A 15155-nucleotide genomic window follows, 5' to 3' on the forward strand; every position below is an offset into this window, starting at 1 on the left:
TGAAACGTTGGCCGCCCGACCGCCCATCACCCAAGACTCCACAGACCATGAGCAACAACGAGACAGCAGCGCTTCCCCTGCAGGCTTTGTACGAACTGCACACGGCCGCGCCGGCCGGGCGCGAGGGCATGCCGGCCTTTGCCGCCGAACTGGCAAAGCGCCTGGCCCAGGGGCGCGATGCCGAGGTGGCGGACTTCCTGCGCGACACCAGCAGCCTGTGCCAGGAGCGGCTGCACCAGTTGCCCGGCGAGCATGCGCCCTGGCAGCGCGACCACGCGCTGTGGCTGGCGCTGGCGCGCATCAGCCTTCCGCTGGGACAGTTCTATGGGGGCAACTCGGGAGTGCCCCGGCGCAGTGCCGAGCTGACGGCCGAACTGACTACACTGGCCCGCGCCTGGCTGGATGACTGGGGCAGCCGCAGCCACCAGCCCTGGAGACTGCGCGATGGCTACGACCTCGTGCTCAGGCAGGTGTTTGGCGTGCTGGGCCATGAAGGCATGTCCAGTGCCGAGATCACCGGCCTGCTGCGCTGGGCGCGGGAACTGAGCGCAAAGGCCGGCATTGCGCCCGGCGCGCAGTACTACTGCCACTGGCAGCACCTGCTGCACCAGCTGCCTGAGCCCGAACTGCTGGCCATGGCCATCGAGGACGGCGGCGGCCAGCTCAGCCGCGACATCGTCCAACGCCAGCTGCCGCTGCAGCGCACGCGGCCTGCAGGGCAGCGCTGGGCGCTGTGGCGGGATTTTTTTGCGCAATTCCCCGCCGTGCTTGACCAGCTGCGCCTGCCCGAACCCGTGCTGATTGCATCGCGCTGGGAGACGGCCGATGCCGCGCGCCGCGACCTGCTGGCCCAGGACCTGTTCAAGGCCTTGTGCTTTGCCTCGGACGATGACTGGCCGCATGACCGTGTCCTGGTGGAGCGCATGCTGCAGACCGATGCCGCACCGCTGGTCGCCTGGTTCAAGCAACTGGGCCACCTGGCGATCAATCCCGCCGTGGCGCAGCGGCTGTGGGACGCCCGGTGGCCGGCCCTGCTGCCGCTGCTATTGCCGGCCTGCGCAGACGGCTGCAAGCACGAATCCGACCGCGCCGGCTACGCCCCGGTGGCCGAGACCCTGCTGGCCGATCGCCCTGGCGACCTGGCCCGGCTGGCCGCCGGCCCGCTCACGCACCTGCTGCCCGCGCTGCGGGTGGACACGCTGCAGCGGCTGCTGCCGCAACTGGGCAAGGCCGCCTCCGGCAGTGCCTCCAAGGGCTTGCGTGCGGCGCTGGCACAGGCCCTGTCTGCCCTGCCCGTGGATGCGCCCCAGGCCGCCGGCTGGCTGGCCAAGCCCAACAAGAATCTGGTGCTGGCCTACCGCGATGTGCTGGTGGCCCATCCTGATCCGGCGTCTGGCAGCCTGCTGTCGGCACTGCTGTCCGGTGGATTGCTGGACGTGGCCGAGCAAGGCCCGGTGCAGGCACGCCTGAAGGCTCTGGGTGCGCAAGCCCCTGTGGCGGCGGTGGCCGATACCAGGTCACCTCCCGCCGAAGCCGCGCCGGCAGGCAGCGATGCCGGCTCCCTGGCAGAGCTTGAAGCCCAGGCCGCCAGCCTGCAGCGCCTGTCGCCCGCCATTGCAGCGCTGGACCAGCCGGCGCTGCTGGACCTGCTCGCGCCCCTGTCCGCCCAGGCCGCGCGCGCGCTGCTGCACCTGGCGGCCACCAGCCCGCAGGAGCTGCCGGCGCTGGCCCATCAACTGCTGGCCCAGGCCAGCGCCGAGAACCGTGCGCGACTGGCCCTGGCCCTGGTTCAGCACTGGGTGGCTGCCGATGGCGCGCCCGAGTCGCGCTGGGTGCTCAAGCTGCTGCCCGGCGCGGCGGACGACCGCATCGTCGATGTGCTGTCCTCGGCCGCCCTGGCCTGGCACAAGACGCGCAAGGAGCGCGCCGTGGTCGCGCTGCAGCAGCTGGGCCGGCTCGACACGGTCTATGCCCTGTCCTGCGTGCAGGCCCTGGCCACCGGCAAGACGCTCAAGCCCAGCGTGCTGGCTGCCGCGCAGGCCGTGCTGGCCGAGGCCGCCACGCGGCGCGGCATGGCGCTGGCCGACCTCAGTGATGAGCTGACCCCGGACTTCGACCTGGGCCGGGGCGTGCAATTGCAAGTGGGCGCGCAGACCTATGACGTGCTGCTGCAGGGCGACCTGTCGCTGCGCCTGCGCACGCCGGCCGGCAAGCTGGTGCGCAGCCTGCCGGCCCTGGCCGACGAGGGCCTGCGCACGGAGTGGGAGGCGGCCGCCGCGCGGCTCAAGACACTGGCCAAGGGCATCAAGGCCGTGCTGCAGCAGCAGGCGCCGCGCCTGCAGTCCTGCCTGATGCTGGGCCGGCACTGGCCGCTGGACACCTGGCGCCGCCTCTTCCTGGAGCACCCGCTGCTGCGCGTGGTGGCACAGGGCCTGGTCTGGCGGGTGGAGCCGGCGGCCGGCCAGCCGTTCAGCCTGCGCATTGCCGAAGACCTGTCCCTTGTCGATGCCGAAAGCGACGCGGTGCAACTGCCGGCCGAGGGCCGCATCGCCCTGTGGCACCCCGCGCAGGCCACCGAACAGGAGCGTGCGCAGTGGCGCGAATGCCTGACCGACTACGGCCTCAATGCCCTGATCGAGCAGGTCGATGCGCCCGCCGACCTGCCACTGGCCAGCCAGTGGCAGCATGAGCTGCTGCAGCCCCAGGCACCGATACGGCTCACGCAGCAGGCGCTGGACGGCCTGGCAGGGCCATGGCGCTTTCATGCCGGCCCCGTGTGCGATGGCCCCGGCATCTACCTGCACCTGCGGGACTTTGCCGTGCAGCGCTGGCGCGTGGAGCTGCTGCACAGCGCGGCCATGCCGTACTACGAGCCCGGCCATGAGATCGACATCGAAGGCTTTGCCCTGCGCGACATGGCCGCCGACCGCCTGCTGCCCCCGGCCGAATGGCCGCTGCCGCTGCAGGCATCGCTGTGCGCCATGCTCCAGGCCCTGGCCTCGCGCGCTGCGGGCGCGGCAGCCGCAGCCCAGGTTTGACTCCCTCCAGAACCCCTGAATCCATGACCTCTTCGACCCTAGAACACACCGACCAGGCCACGCTGGAGGAACTGAGCGCCTCGCTGCCGCCCGCCGAGCTGGTCCAGGTGCTGGCCAGCCGCATGCGCGCGGGCCGGCATGACGAAGTGGGCGCCTTCACGCGCAATGCCTTCGACGACTATTCCAACCCCATCCGCGCCCTGGGCAACTTCGATCTGCCCTGGACCCATGACCATGACCTGTGGCTGGCCTTCGCGCGGCAGACCATCCCCTTCGGGCGCAGGATCGACGGCAGCCTGGACGGCGACATTCCACGCCACAGTCCCGAGCTTGCGGCCGAGTTCGAGCAGATGGCGCGCGCCAGCCTGGCCCGTCCACCTGCGCCGGACGGCGACAACGACTACCGTGAAATCCGCATCCTGGACATGTTCGGCTGGCTCTGGTACCCGGGCATCAGCCGCGAACGGGTGATGCAGCTGCTGGACTGGGCCGCAGAGCTGAACGTCCAGTCCGGCGCCAGGTATGACAGAACCGACTGGAAGCTGCTGCTGGGCAGCCTGGAAGACCAGGACCTGATGGAGCTGGCCGAGCGCGGCGGCGCGCTCTATGCCGACATCCGCGATGTCTACATGAAGCGGCACAGCGACGTTCCGCACCCGCAGCGCTGCGCGCCCTGGTACGACTTCTACCGCCGCCATCCCGACTGGTTCGACGACAAGCCCATCAACGAAGACCCGGGCCTGATCGCGCTGCGCTGGGACCTGGGCGCCGACGCCCAGCGGCGCCTGGAACTGGTCAACCTGCTGCTGGGCAGGGCGGACCGCGAGCCGGCTGATTACTTCATCCCCATTTTCGACCGCCTGATGCGGGAGGATGCCGCGCCCTTCATCGCCTGGATCGAAGGATGGCAGCCCAAGTACCACTTCGATGCAGTGGTCGCCCGGCAGATCTGGACGGCACGCTACCCGGAGCTTTTGCCCCATCTGCTGCGCTGCATATTGCAGAAATCGAGCATTGAGCCCTTCATCGGCCTGCTCAACCAGATGCTCACCGAGCAGCCCGACTATCTGCGCGAGATTCCCACCGTGCGCTTGGCCCCGCTGCTGGCGCAGCTGGACCCGGCCATGCTGCATGCCCGGCTGCCCCTGCTGGGCGAACTGCTGGCGGCCAGCAGCTCGCGGGCGCTGCGCGAAGCGGTGGCGCGCTTCATGCAAGGGCTGGATGCGCAGGCCGTAGGCGCTGCCTTCGAGTCCAACGCCTGGCTGCAGCGGCGCGAGAAAGCGATGCAGCTGGCCTGCCGCGATATCCTGCTGTCCCACCCCGATCCCGGGGTCGCACCGCTGCTGCAGGCGCTGCTGCGCACGGGCCTGGACCTGGGCTCCGAAAGCATGGTCGAGAGCCGGCTGCTGGCCCTGGGTGTCCCAGTGCCAGGCGCTCTGACCGTGGCGCAGGGGGAGGGGGGCCGGGTCCCGCTCGATGCGCTGGAGGCCCGCGTGGCGCGCTTCAAGCGCTTTTCCAGCAGCATCAAGGCCTATGACCAGCCCGAGACCCTGGCGCTGTTCGCGCCGCTGTCCGGGCATGCGGCACGCACCGTGCTGCACCTGGTGGCCACGGCCGAGGAAGAGCTGCCGCCGCTGGTGGAACAGTTGCTGGCCCATGTGCCGGCCGAAAGCCGCGCCCAGCTGTCCCTGCACCTGGTCAATGCCTGGGTGGCCCTGGAGGGCGAGCCCAAGGCGCGCTGGGCGCTGCGCCTGGCCACCGGCCATATCGACGACCGCCTGGTGCAGACCCTGGCGGCCGCCGTGAAGGCCTGGGGCTGGAGCAAGAAGCTGCGCGCCATCATCGCCGTGGAGCAGCTCGGTGCGCTGGACACGCTGTACGCGCTGTCCCAGGTCCAGACCCTGTCCACCTCGCGCAAGCTCAAGGACCTGGTGATTGAAGCCACGCATGACGCGCTCAAGGCGGCCGCCCAGCGCCGCGGCCTGAGCCTGATCGAGCTGTATGACGAGCTGACGCCCGATTTCGGCCTGGGCGGCGAAGGCCTGGTGCTGGAGGTGGGCCCGCAGCGCTACCGCCTGCAGCTGCAGGGCGACCTGAGCCTGCGCGTGGTGGGTGACAAGGGCAAGGCCTCCAAGACCCTGCCTGCGCTCAAGGACGAATCGCTGCGCCTGCAGTGGAATGCGGCCCAGGCCGAATTCAAGACCGTTGCCTCTGGCGTCAAGGCCGTCGCCAAGCAGCAGGTGCCGCGCCTGGGTACCGCCTTCATGACGGGACAGCGCTGGTCCGTCCCGCGCTGGCGCCGCCTGTTCCTGCAGCATCCCCTGCTGCGCATCGTGGGCCGCAGCCTGATCTGGCGGCTGGAGCAGGGCGCGAGCTTTCGCATTGCCGAGGACTTTTCCCTGCTCGACGCCACCGACGATGCCGTGGAGCTGCCCAACGATGCGCAGGTGCTGCTCTGGCATCCGGTCGATGCCGCAGCGGGCGAGGTTGAGGCCTGGCGCACCTGCCTGGCCGACTACGAGCTGCAGCCGCTGATCGACCAGCTGAACGCAGGCGCACAACTGCCCGAAGCCGGGCAGTGGAAGAACCATGCACTGCACCCCGCCGGCCCGCTGCAGATACGCCAGGGCGCGCTGTCCGGCCTGCTGGCCAAGTGGAACTACCGCCCCGGCCCCGTGGGGGACGGCCCCGGCATCTACGAGCACAAGCTGGACCTGGCAGGCCCGCAGCTGTACATCGAACTCCACCACGGGCGCTACCTGCCGTTCATGGACCTGGACAACCGCGTGGACATCACCCATGCCGTGGTCTACGACAGCAGCCATCGCGGCGAAGATGGCCGCTGGCCCCGGCTGCAGCCGCAGCAGTGGCCGCGCGCACTGCAGGCCACGCTGATGGCGCAGTTCGCGGCCATCGCCGCCAAATCGGCCAGCACCAAAGAGAGCGACTGATGGCCACCAAACGCATTGCAGCGGCCACCCCTGAGCCTGCCGCCCAGCGGCTGCCGGCCGAGATGGCCCACGCCCAGGAACTCGCGGCCCTGCAGGCCGCCGACCAGGGCCCGCGCCCCGACGGCTGGCGCCTGAGCCCGCGCTCCGTGCGGCGCTTCATCCTGGGCGGTGCGGAGCCTGACGGCGGCGGGCCTGCCATCGCGCGCAAGATCCACGGCAACGATGCCCTGGTCGAGCGCGCCATCGTCACCCTGGCCGGCCAGCGCGGCCTGATGCTAGTGGGCGAGCCGGGCACGGCCAAGTCCCTGCTGTCCGAGCTGCTGGCCGCCGCCATCAGCGGCGACAGCAAGCTCACCGTGCAGGGCGGTGCCGGCGTGGTGGAAGAGCAGATCCGCTACGGCTGGAACTACGCCCTGCTGCTGCGTGACGGCCCTGGCCCCGAAGCCCTGGTGCCCGGCCCGCTGCACCGCGCCATGGGGGAAGGGCGGCTGCTGCGTATCGAGGAAATCACGCGCTGCTCCACCGAGGTGCAGGACTGCATGGTGCCCGTGCTCTCCGAGCGGCTGCTGCAGATTCCCGAACTCAAGCACGAGCAGCCCTGGCTGCTGGCACGGCCGGGCTTCAATGTGATTGCCACGGCCAACCTGCGCGATCGCGGCGTCAACGAGATGTCGGCCGCGCTCAAGCGCCGCTTCAACTTCGAGACCATGCGCCCGCTCGAAGGCGTGGCCGCGCAGGCCGCATTGATAGGGCAGGAGGTGGGCCGCGCACTGGCGCAGCAGCGCATCGGCACCACCGTCGCGCCCGATGTGCTGGCCCTGCTGGCCACGGCCTTCCAGGAGCTGCGCAGCGGCAGCGTGGAGGGCACGGCCGTGGAGCGGCCGGGCACCGTGCTGTCCACGGCCGAGGCCATCGACGTGGCCTTCAACGCCGCCTGCCAGTGCTGGTACTTCGGGCAGGAGCAGGTGGGTCCGGCCCACCTGGCGCGCCACCTGCTGGGCACGGTGATCAAGGACGACGACGAGGACCGGCGCCGTTTCGCCGAATACCTGCGCGTGGTGGCACGCCAGCGCGCAGGGCAGCCGCAGTGGCAGGACTTTGTCGCAGGCGGCCGTGAGCACTGACGCTGCCGCGTGGCTGGCGCCGCTGCCGCAGCTGCGCCTGGTGCCCGTGCGCCACCACAGCCCGCGCTGCGCCCACCACCTGCGCGCGCTGATGCGCGAGTTCAAGCCCACCCACGTGCTGATCGAAGGCCCGGGCGAGCTCGATGCCCTGCTGCCCGCGCTGCAGCACGCCCAGGCGCGTCCCCCGCTGGCCGCCTACCTGCATGCGGCCATGGCCGGGCCCGGCACGGCCGAGGAAGACTGGCGCTGCCGTTGCTACGTGCCCTTTGCCGCCTTCTCGCCCGAATGGGTGGCCCTGCGCGAGGCGGCGCGGCTGCGCAGCGCCGTGCGCTTCATCGACCTGCCCTATGCCGACAGGCTGGCGCAGGCCGCGCAGCTGGACTACTTCGCCTGCGCGCCCGAACCCCTGCTGGCCGACGAGCCCGCGCGGCGCGCGCCCGATGTGCTGGCCGGCCTCATCCAGGCCAGCGGCTGCCGCGATTTCGACGAATGGTGGGACCGGCATTACGAATCTGGCAACGAGGACGCATCGCCCCAGGCGTACTTTGCCGGCGTGCTGGCCTTCAGCCAGCTGCTGCGCGAGCGCGAGCAGGGCGCGGGCGGCAGCGGCATGGATGCCGAGGACGTGGCCCGTGAGGCCCACATGGCCGCCCAGGTCAGCGCGGCCCTGGCCGAAGGCGGGCGCTGCCTGGTGGTCTGCGGCGGTTTCCATGTGCCGGGCATCGTTGCCGGCCTCTCGGCCCCCGCCCAGCCTGCGGACGCCAGGCCCGCGATCGATGTGGGCGTGCACCTCATTGCCTACACGCTGCAGCGGCTGGAGCGCGCCAGCGGCTACGCGGCCGGCATGCCCATGCCCGGCTATTACCAGGGCGTTTGGCAGGCGCTGGAGCAGGGCGCTTCGCAACCCGATGCCCAGGCCTGGCCCGAGATGGCGGCACGCACCGTGAACAGCCTGCGCGCCCGGGGCATGCCCGCCAGCCTGCCTGACGCGGCCGAGGCCGTGCGCCTGGCCCATGGCCTGGCCGCCTTGCGCGCCTGCCGCGGCGGCCGGGCCGAGCTGCTGGAAGCGCTGGACAGCGCCGTGTTCAAGGAGCATGCCCAGGCCCTGCGACCGCAGCCTACGGTGCAGCAGACCGGGCAGCAGACTGCTCAATGGCTGCTGGACGCCGACAACTACGGCCAGCTGCCACCCAACGCGCCGGCTGCCCCGCTGCTGGTCGATGTGCAGGCCTTCTGCCTGCGCCACCGCCTGCCCGTGCGGCCCGCCGCACCCGTGCGCAAGGAGCTGGACATCTACCGCAGCGCGCGCCACCGCCGGCTGTCGCAGGGGCTGCACCGCCTGTGCTACCTGGGCGTGCCCTATGCGCAGCGCCTGGCCGGGCCGGACTTCGTGGCGGGCACGGGCCTGGCGCGTGTGCGCGAGGTCTGGACGCTGGGCTGGCAGGTCGAGACCACGGTGGCCCTGACCGAGGCCATGTGCCACGGCTCCAGCCTGGAGGAAGCCGCGGTGCACCTCGTGCTCGAGCGCCTGGCGCAGACGGCCCACACGGAGCCCGCGCAGCGCGTGCTGGAGGTGCTGGTCATGGGGCTGGACGGCATCGCCCAGCAGGTGCTGGACACCGTGCAGGCCTGGATGGAGCGCAGCCACGACGCGCTGGCCCTGGCCCGCGCCACGGGCTGCCTGGCCCTGGCCTACGAGGCCCGCCATGCGCTGGGCGGCGTGGGCCTGGCGCGCCTGCTGCCGCTGCTGCGGCGCTGCTTTGCCCAGGCCTGCCTGCGCCTGCCCTGGCTGGGCGAGGGCGATGCATCCCAGCAGGCACAGGCCCTGGATGCCCTGGCCGATCTGCACGGCATGGTCTGCCGCCACGCGCCCTGGGCCGACGCCGGCCTGTTCCACGATGCCTGTGCCGCCTTGCATGAGGCAGGCGCCGACAGCACGCCCGCGCGCGTGCGCGGCGCCACGGCCGGCATTCTGAGCATGGCCGGCCGCTGGCAGATCGCGCAGACCGATGCCGCCCTGCGCGCCATGCTGGGCCTGGCGCAGGTCGATGGCGCCGCCATGGGCGAATACCTGCAGGGCTTTTTGCGCGTGGCCAAGGGCTGGCTGCTCAGCCATCCGCCGCTGCTGCGCCTGCTCAGTGACGGCATTGCGCACTGGCCGGAAGACGCCTTCCTGGCCGGCCTGCCTGCCTTGCGGCTGGCCTTTGCCCAGCTGACCCGCGCCGAACTGCGGCAGCTGGCCGGGCGGCTGGCGGGGCTGTCGGGCGCGGCCCCGCCACCCGGCGCAACCACGCTGGCCTCCGTGCACCTGCCATCGGACGAGGCCCTGGCGCACAGCCGCGCCTTGGCGGCCCAGGTGGGCCGGCTGCTGCAACCCTGGGGACTGTCATGAGCCGGGAAGATCCGCCAATGCACGAGCCGCCAATGCACGAGCCGCCAATGCAGGAACAGGCAATCGATGCCGCCGCCCTGCGGCGCTGGCGCCTCATCCTCGGGCCCGAAGCCGCCCAGCCCCTGGCTGCCGCGCAGCCGCTCGATGCCGCCGATGCGCGCCGCGACGCGGCACTGGACTATCTCTACCAGCGCGAGCACCGCCTGCGCGAGCAGCCCGACGGTGCAGGCACCGACGCCTGGCAGGGCACAGGCGGGCTGTCCGCGCGCCAGGGCGGCAGCGGCGTGCCCGAGCCCCAGGCCGTGCACTGGCTGGGCGAGGTGCGCGACCTGTTCCCGCGCAGCGCCGTGGAAACGCTGCAGCGCGATGCGCTGTCGCGCTATGGGCTCCATGGCCTGCTCAGTGATCCCCAGGTCCTGGCCGAGGCCACGCCCAGCATCGAACTGGTGGCCGCCTTGATGGCGGTGCGCACCAGCCTGCCCCCCGAGGTGCTGGCCGAGGCCCGCCGGCTGGTGGCGCGCGTGGTGGCCGATCTGCAGGCGCGGCTGTCCTCGCGCGTGCACTCGGCTCTGGGGCGGCGGCGCAGGCGCCGCAGTAGCCGGGGCCAGGGGCAGATGAGCGATCTGGACTGGCCGCGCACCCTGCGCCACAACCTGCGCCACTACCAGAGCGAGGAGCAGATGCTGGTGCTGGAGCGCCTGTTCTTCAGGGAGAACGAAGCACAGCGCCTGACCTGGGACCTGTGGCTGGTGGTGGACCAGAGCGGGTCCATGCATGAATCCGTCATCCACAGCGCCGTCATGGGCAGCATCTTTGCGCGCGTGCGCGCCCTGCGCACCCATGTGCTGCTGTTCTCCGATGCGGTGGCCGATGTCACCGGCCAGCTGCATGCGCCCGAAGAGCTGCTGCTGGGCGCGCAACTGGGCGGGGGCACCAACATCGGCTTGGCACTGGCGCATGTGGCCGGGCAGCTTGCCGCGCCGCGCCGCAGCGTGATCGTGCTGATCACCGACCTGTACGAAGGCCATGACGAGGCCCGCGTCATCGCCGAGACCGAGCGGCTGGTTGCCAGTGGCGCCCGCGTGCTGGTGCTGGCTGCGCTGGACCGCCGCGCCCACCCCGACTATGACCGCGACCTGGCCGCGCAACTGGTGGCGCGCGGCGCCCAGGTTGCCGCCATGACGCCCGACCATCTGGTGGATTGGCTGGCCCGTGCCATGCAGGGAGGGCGATCCTCATGATGCAGGAATGGCTGCGCACCCTGGACGATGACGCCATTGCCGACTGGGCCAACAAGGGCCTGCTCAAGCGCGGGGCCAAGGCCCTGGCGGCGGCGGATGCAGGGCAGTGGGAACTGGCGGCCAACCAGGCCCGCGCCGACATCGAAGGCCATGTCCAGACCCTGGCCGGCGCGGGCTTTGCCACGCTGCAATGCAGCTGCCCCGCCTTTGGCCCCTGCCACCATCTGTGCGCCTTGCTGCTGGGCCTGCGGGCGCGGCTGGCCCACGAGACCCCGGCCGATGGCATGGCCCAGACGCCCGCTGCCCCGTGGCTCGACGGCGATGCCGGCGCCGTGGCCCAGGCCTTTGGAATGGCCGCCCAACGAAAGGCCCTGCGCTGGATGGCCCAGGGCTTCGAGGCAGTGCTGGAAGAGGCCCCGGCCACGCTGATCGGCGAACTGTCCAACCCCGACGAAGTCACCGTGCGCCTGCCGCGCGCCGGCGGCCTGGCGGCGGCCAGTTGCAGCTGCAAGGCAGCGGCCTGCGCCCACCGCGCCCTGGTGGCATTGCAGGCCCGGCGCCTGGCGGGCGCACCCATGCCGGAGCTGCCCGCGCATGCGCTGGAAGCCGGCGCACTGCAGCGGCTGGCCCAGGCGCGCCAATGGCTGACCGGCTGGGTGCTGCAGGGCCGTGCAGGCATGAGCCCGGCCTTCCTCGACCAGGGCGAGGCACTGGCCACCGAACTGCGCCAGGCCGACCTGCCGCGCCCTGCCAGCGTGCTCAACCTGCTGGTACGCGCCTTGCGTGACGAGCGTGCAGGGCGTGCCGGTGCGGCCGAACGCGTGGCGCCCTTGCTGGCCGCGCTGTGGATGCTGCTGCGCGGCCTGGCGCAACAGCCCATGCCACGGCCCCTGAGCGAACTGGCGGGCGTGCACAGGCGCAGCTACCGGCGCGTGCAAGGCCTTTGCCTGCACGCCGTGGCAGCCGAGCTATGGCATGCGCGCGGCGGGCAGCGCGGGTTTTCCGTGCATTTGCAGGACGCGGCCAGCGGTCGGTATCTGACCTGGTCCGCATCGCGCGCCGAAGGCTTCGACCCGGAGTGGGAACCGGCCAAGGCGCTGGACTCGGAAACCCTGGGCGGCCTCACCGCAAGGCAGCTGCTGCAAGGCCCCCATGTGCTGCTGGACGGCTGGGCCAGCGACGATGGCCGCCTGTCGGCGCGCGACGCCACGCGGCTGGCACCGGCCCAGGCGACCGGCCCGCTGCCGACCCAGGCAACCAGCCCGCTGCCGGTGGCCGACGACCCCCAGGTCCTGCTGCAGCGCCATCTGCAGGAGCTGCATGCCGACCCCTGGCGTCAGCAGCCGCCCCTTTGGGCACGGCTGCAGGTGGCCGGCAGCGGCCTGACGCAGCGTGACGAGCTGCTGCAGCGCTGGACGATTGCATTGCAGTCGCCCGTGCCCGGGCCTTCCCTGTCCCTGGTGGGCGATCTGCACGGCATGCAGGGCAGGGCGGGTGAGGCATTGCGCAGGGAACTGGCGCGCGGCCGCGTGCTGCGGGAAGTCTTTGGCCGCGTGGAATTCGTGGCCGGTCGATTGCAGATGGCCGTGGCATCGGTGCGCTGGCAGGACAGCGCGCACTGGCACCATCCCAGCACGGCCTGGCCGCCGCCGCTTGCCGAAGTCGGTGTGGAGAAGGCTCCATGAGCAATTCAAGCAAAGCAAGCAACGAGAGCACCACCGCGCCGCTGCGCCATTGGCTGGCAGAAGGCCAGGCCTGGCTGGCCGATATGCAGGCCGCAGGCCTTGCGGGGGCGGGCATGCCGCTGCTGGCCGCCGGCCGCGCCTGGGCCGATGAGGGCGCGCTGCTGGGCTGGGGCGCCCTGGCAAGGCAGATGGACGGCGTGCTGGACCCACAGCTTCCGCCGATGGAGCGCGCGGCCGCCCTGCTCGATATCGCAGTCTGGGTCATGACCGCGCAGCGGCTGCAGGCCGGTGCGGATCAGTCCTTGCCCTGAAAAAAGCCATTGAGTTCGGCGCCCGGCGTGGCCTGGGCGAACGCGTCGAAGCGCCCCGTCTCGGCAATGGAGCGCGCCGCATGCAGAAAGCCGCCCCAGGCTGCGCGCGCCAGTGCGCCGCCCACGCTGATGCGGCGCACGCCCATGGCCTCGGCATCCTGCAGGCTCCATTCGCTGGCCCCTCCGATCAGCAGATTCACCGGCTTGGGTGCCACGGCCGCCACCACGGCACGGATCTGCTCGGCGCTGCGTATGCCGGGTGCGTACAGGCAGTCCGCGCCGGCCTCGGCATAGGCCTTGAGCCGGGCAATGGTGTCGTCCAGATCGGGGCGGCCCACGAAGAAATTCTCCGCACGCCCGACCAGCAAGGTGCCGCCACCGGCCTCGTCGATGGCGGCACGGGCGGCGCGCAGCCGGGCCACGGCTTCTTCGATGCTGCGCAAGGGGTTGGCTGCATCGCCCGACGAGTCTTCGATGGACAGGCCCGCCACGCCGGTGTCCACGGCCATGCGCACGCTTTCGGCGACCTCCTGCGGACCCAGGCCGAAGCCGCTTTCAAAGTCCGCATTCACGGGCAGATCGGTGGCCGCGACCAGGCTGCGCAGGTGCTCCAGCGTCATCTCGCGGGAGATGGCGCCATCGGGCTGGCCCAGCGACCAGGCATGGCCCGAGCTGGTGCTGGCCAGCGCCTTGAAGCCCAGGCCCTGCAGCATGCGGGCGCTGCCCGCATCCCAGGGATTGGGCAGCACAAAGCAGCCCTGGCGGTGCAGGGCGTGGAAGGTGGCGCGCTTTTGTTCGGTGGTGGGGGTCATGGGGGCACTCCGTTGCGGGGTCAGGGCGCTGGTGGAAACAGCAGGGGCCGCGCGGCCAGGGACGGCAGCACGCAAGCCACATCATGGGCGCAGTCCGGCACCACGACGAAGCGGCGTGGCCGCTTCGGCGCCAGCAGCTCGCGCTCGTATGCCGCGAAGGCGTGGCCTCGCTGCAGCCGGAACGGGCCTTGCAGCATGGCGGCGCAGGACTTGTCGAGGATGGGATAGAACGCGCCCTTGTCCGCGCTGCTGTCCAGGGCGCCTTCCAGGTAGTCGATCTGCGTGCCCGCATAGCGGGCCCGCGCGGCAGCGGCATCGCGCCCCAGGTGGCCGGGCAGGTCCTGCAGGCCGTACTTCCAGCGGTCATGGGCCGGGCAGGCGCTGGCGGCGGGCGGCGCATGGAAGACATAGCTGCACGCCCCCGGAAACGCCGCGCCTGTGCCGCAGGCTGCCCAGTCGGTGCTCTGCCCGGCCATCTGCGGCTGTGGCCGCACGGGATCGAAATACAGCCAGGTGCCCGGGTCGGCGATCACGTAGCGCAAGGTGACCGTGCCCGGCGCATCGGCAGCAAAGGCCACGCTGTGCTGCAGCATCTGCGCTCCTGCCGAAAACCCCGCCAGGGTCACGCTGCGCAGGCCGGGCCAGCGTTGCACGAGCTCGGCCACCAGCGCATCCAGCGCGGCGAAAGAACCTATCGGATGCGGCCCCAGCGAGGGCTCGCCGGCCAGCCAGCCCGCGCAGGTCCATACCGCGTCTGCGCTCCCGGCTGCGGGCACGCCACGGCTGTGGCAATGCGCAGCCTGGTCCTCGGGCACCTGGTACAGCGGGGCGATGACCAGGGTGTCCTGCAGCCGCTGCGCGCCTTCGGCGGCCCGCAGGCCGGCCTCGAAGCTGCGGTTGGCATCGCGCGGATGCCCGTGCATCACCACCAGCGCGGACCGGGGCATGGCGCTGTTGCTGGCCCCCGGCGCCTGCGATGCGTAGTAGCGCATGCGCCCCGCGTTGCCGGGCAGGTTGAAGGATTGCAGGCAGGCGGTGTCGGCCCGGTGCCTGCAAACGGAAGCATCGGCGGGGACAGGTTCGGGAGCTGGCGCTTGCGGCAGCGCCTCGGCCGAGATCGCCAGAAACAGCAACAGCAGGGAGCGCAGAGGACGGATGGACGGCATGTGCGGGACGTCATTCGCAGGGGTGGGTCGGCCTGCTAGTATGCGGGCGGCCGCAAGCCATGGCCTGGCTTGTTTCTCAAGACCCACTCCCTTGTCGCATATGCCACTTCTGCCGCGTTTCAGCCTTGTCCTCGCCTGTCTCGCACTGCCTGCCTTCGTTCACGCCGCAGACTTCGACAAGAAAAACTGCACCTACAAAGGCATCCGCCTCTACGGCAAGGTCCAGATCGTGCACTCTTTTCCCGACATCAAGGTCCAGGCCACCAGCTCTTTCCCGGACCTCAAGGTCAAGGTGGTGGACTCCTTTGCAGACAGTTGCGGTGAGTGGAAGATCGTCACCTCCTTCCCCGACTTCAAGGTCCAGATGGTCAGTTCCTTCCCGGACCTGAAAGTCGACATGGGCAGCTCGTCGCCCGGCGTGCGATAGCCGCCTGG

At 71.2% G+C, this 15155-nt stretch carries 10 protein-coding genes; 8 read left to right on the forward strand and 2 right to left on the reverse strand.

Annotated features, from left to right (window positions below; genetic code table 11):
* Positions 1-47 precede the first annotated feature (47 nt).
* From LGR64_RS09470 to LGR64_RS09500, 7 genes are read left to right on the forward strand one after another with little or no spacing between them, the layout of a single operon-like run.
* Positions 48-3038 (forward strand): DUF4132 domain-containing protein, encoded by a 2991-nt coding sequence (locus LGR64_RS09470; protein WP_230355322.1) that lies wholly within the window; start codon positions 48-50, stop codon positions 3036-3038.
* A 23-nt stretch (positions 3039-3061) separates the two neighbouring features.
* Positions 3062-5989 (forward strand): DUF4132 domain-containing protein, encoded by a 2928-nt coding sequence (locus LGR64_RS09475; protein ID WP_230355323.1) that lies wholly within the window; start codon positions 3062-3064, stop codon positions 5987-5989.
* Positions 5989-7113, forward strand: coding sequence for an ATP-binding protein (locus tag LGR64_RS09480; protein WP_230355324.1), 1125 nt, complete (start codon positions 5989-5991; stop codon positions 7111-7113). The genes LGR64_RS09475 and LGR64_RS09480 overlap by 1 nt, the downstream gene beginning before the upstream one ends.
* On the forward strand, positions 7103-9505 hold the full coding sequence (locus LGR64_RS09485; protein ID WP_230355325.1) for a DUF5682 family protein: 2403 nt from the start codon (positions 7103-7105) through the stop codon (positions 9503-9505). The genes LGR64_RS09480 and LGR64_RS09485 overlap by 11 nt, the downstream gene beginning before the upstream one ends.
* 47 nt (positions 9506-9552) lie before the next feature.
* Positions 9553-10746 (forward strand): VWA domain-containing protein, encoded by a 1194-nt coding sequence (locus tag LGR64_RS09490; protein ID WP_230355326.1) that lies wholly within the window; start codon positions 9553-9555, stop codon positions 10744-10746.
* Positions 10743-12431, forward strand: coding sequence for an SWIM zinc finger family protein (locus LGR64_RS09495; RefSeq protein WP_230355327.1), 1689 nt, complete (start codon positions 10743-10745; stop codon positions 12429-12431). The genes LGR64_RS09490 and LGR64_RS09495 overlap by 4 nt, the downstream gene beginning before the upstream one ends.
* Positions 12428-12742, forward strand: coding sequence for a hypothetical protein (locus tag LGR64_RS09500; RefSeq protein ID WP_230355328.1), 315 nt, complete (start codon positions 12428-12430; stop codon positions 12740-12742). The genes LGR64_RS09495 and LGR64_RS09500 overlap by 4 nt, the downstream gene beginning before the upstream one ends.
* Here the strand turns inward: LGR64_RS09500 and LGR64_RS09505 are convergent.
* Both LGR64_RS09505 and LGR64_RS09510 read right to left on the reverse strand, forming a co-directional pair.
* Positions 12727-13554 carry an isocitrate lyase/PEP mutase family protein gene (locus LGR64_RS09505; protein ID WP_180319336.1) on the reverse strand — a complete coding sequence of 276 codons (828 nt, stop codon included), beginning with the start codon at positions 13552-13554 and terminating at the stop codon, positions 12727-12729. The genes LGR64_RS09500 and LGR64_RS09505 overlap by 16 nt on opposite strands.
* A gap of 20 nt (positions 13555-13574) precedes the next feature.
* Complete coding sequence (locus LGR64_RS09510; RefSeq protein ID WP_230355329.1) at positions 13575-14720, reverse strand: hypothetical protein; 1146 nt, start codon at positions 14718-14720, stop codon at positions 13575-13577.
* A gap of 100 nt (positions 14721-14820) precedes the next feature.
* Between LGR64_RS09510 and LGR64_RS09515 the strand changes: the two genes are divergently transcribed.
* The gene (locus tag LGR64_RS09515; protein ID WP_225971107.1) at positions 14821-15147 is read left to right on the forward strand and encodes a hypothetical protein; all 327 of its coding nucleotides are present in this window, start codon (positions 14821-14823) and stop codon (positions 15145-15147) included.
* Positions 15148-15155 lie beyond the last annotated feature (8 nt).

The organism is Delftia sp. Lp-1 (genome assembly GCF_020523835.1).
GTDB classification, from domain to species: domain Bacteria; phylum Pseudomonadota; class Gammaproteobacteria; order Burkholderiales; family Burkholderiaceae_C; genus Comamonas; species Comamonas acidovorans.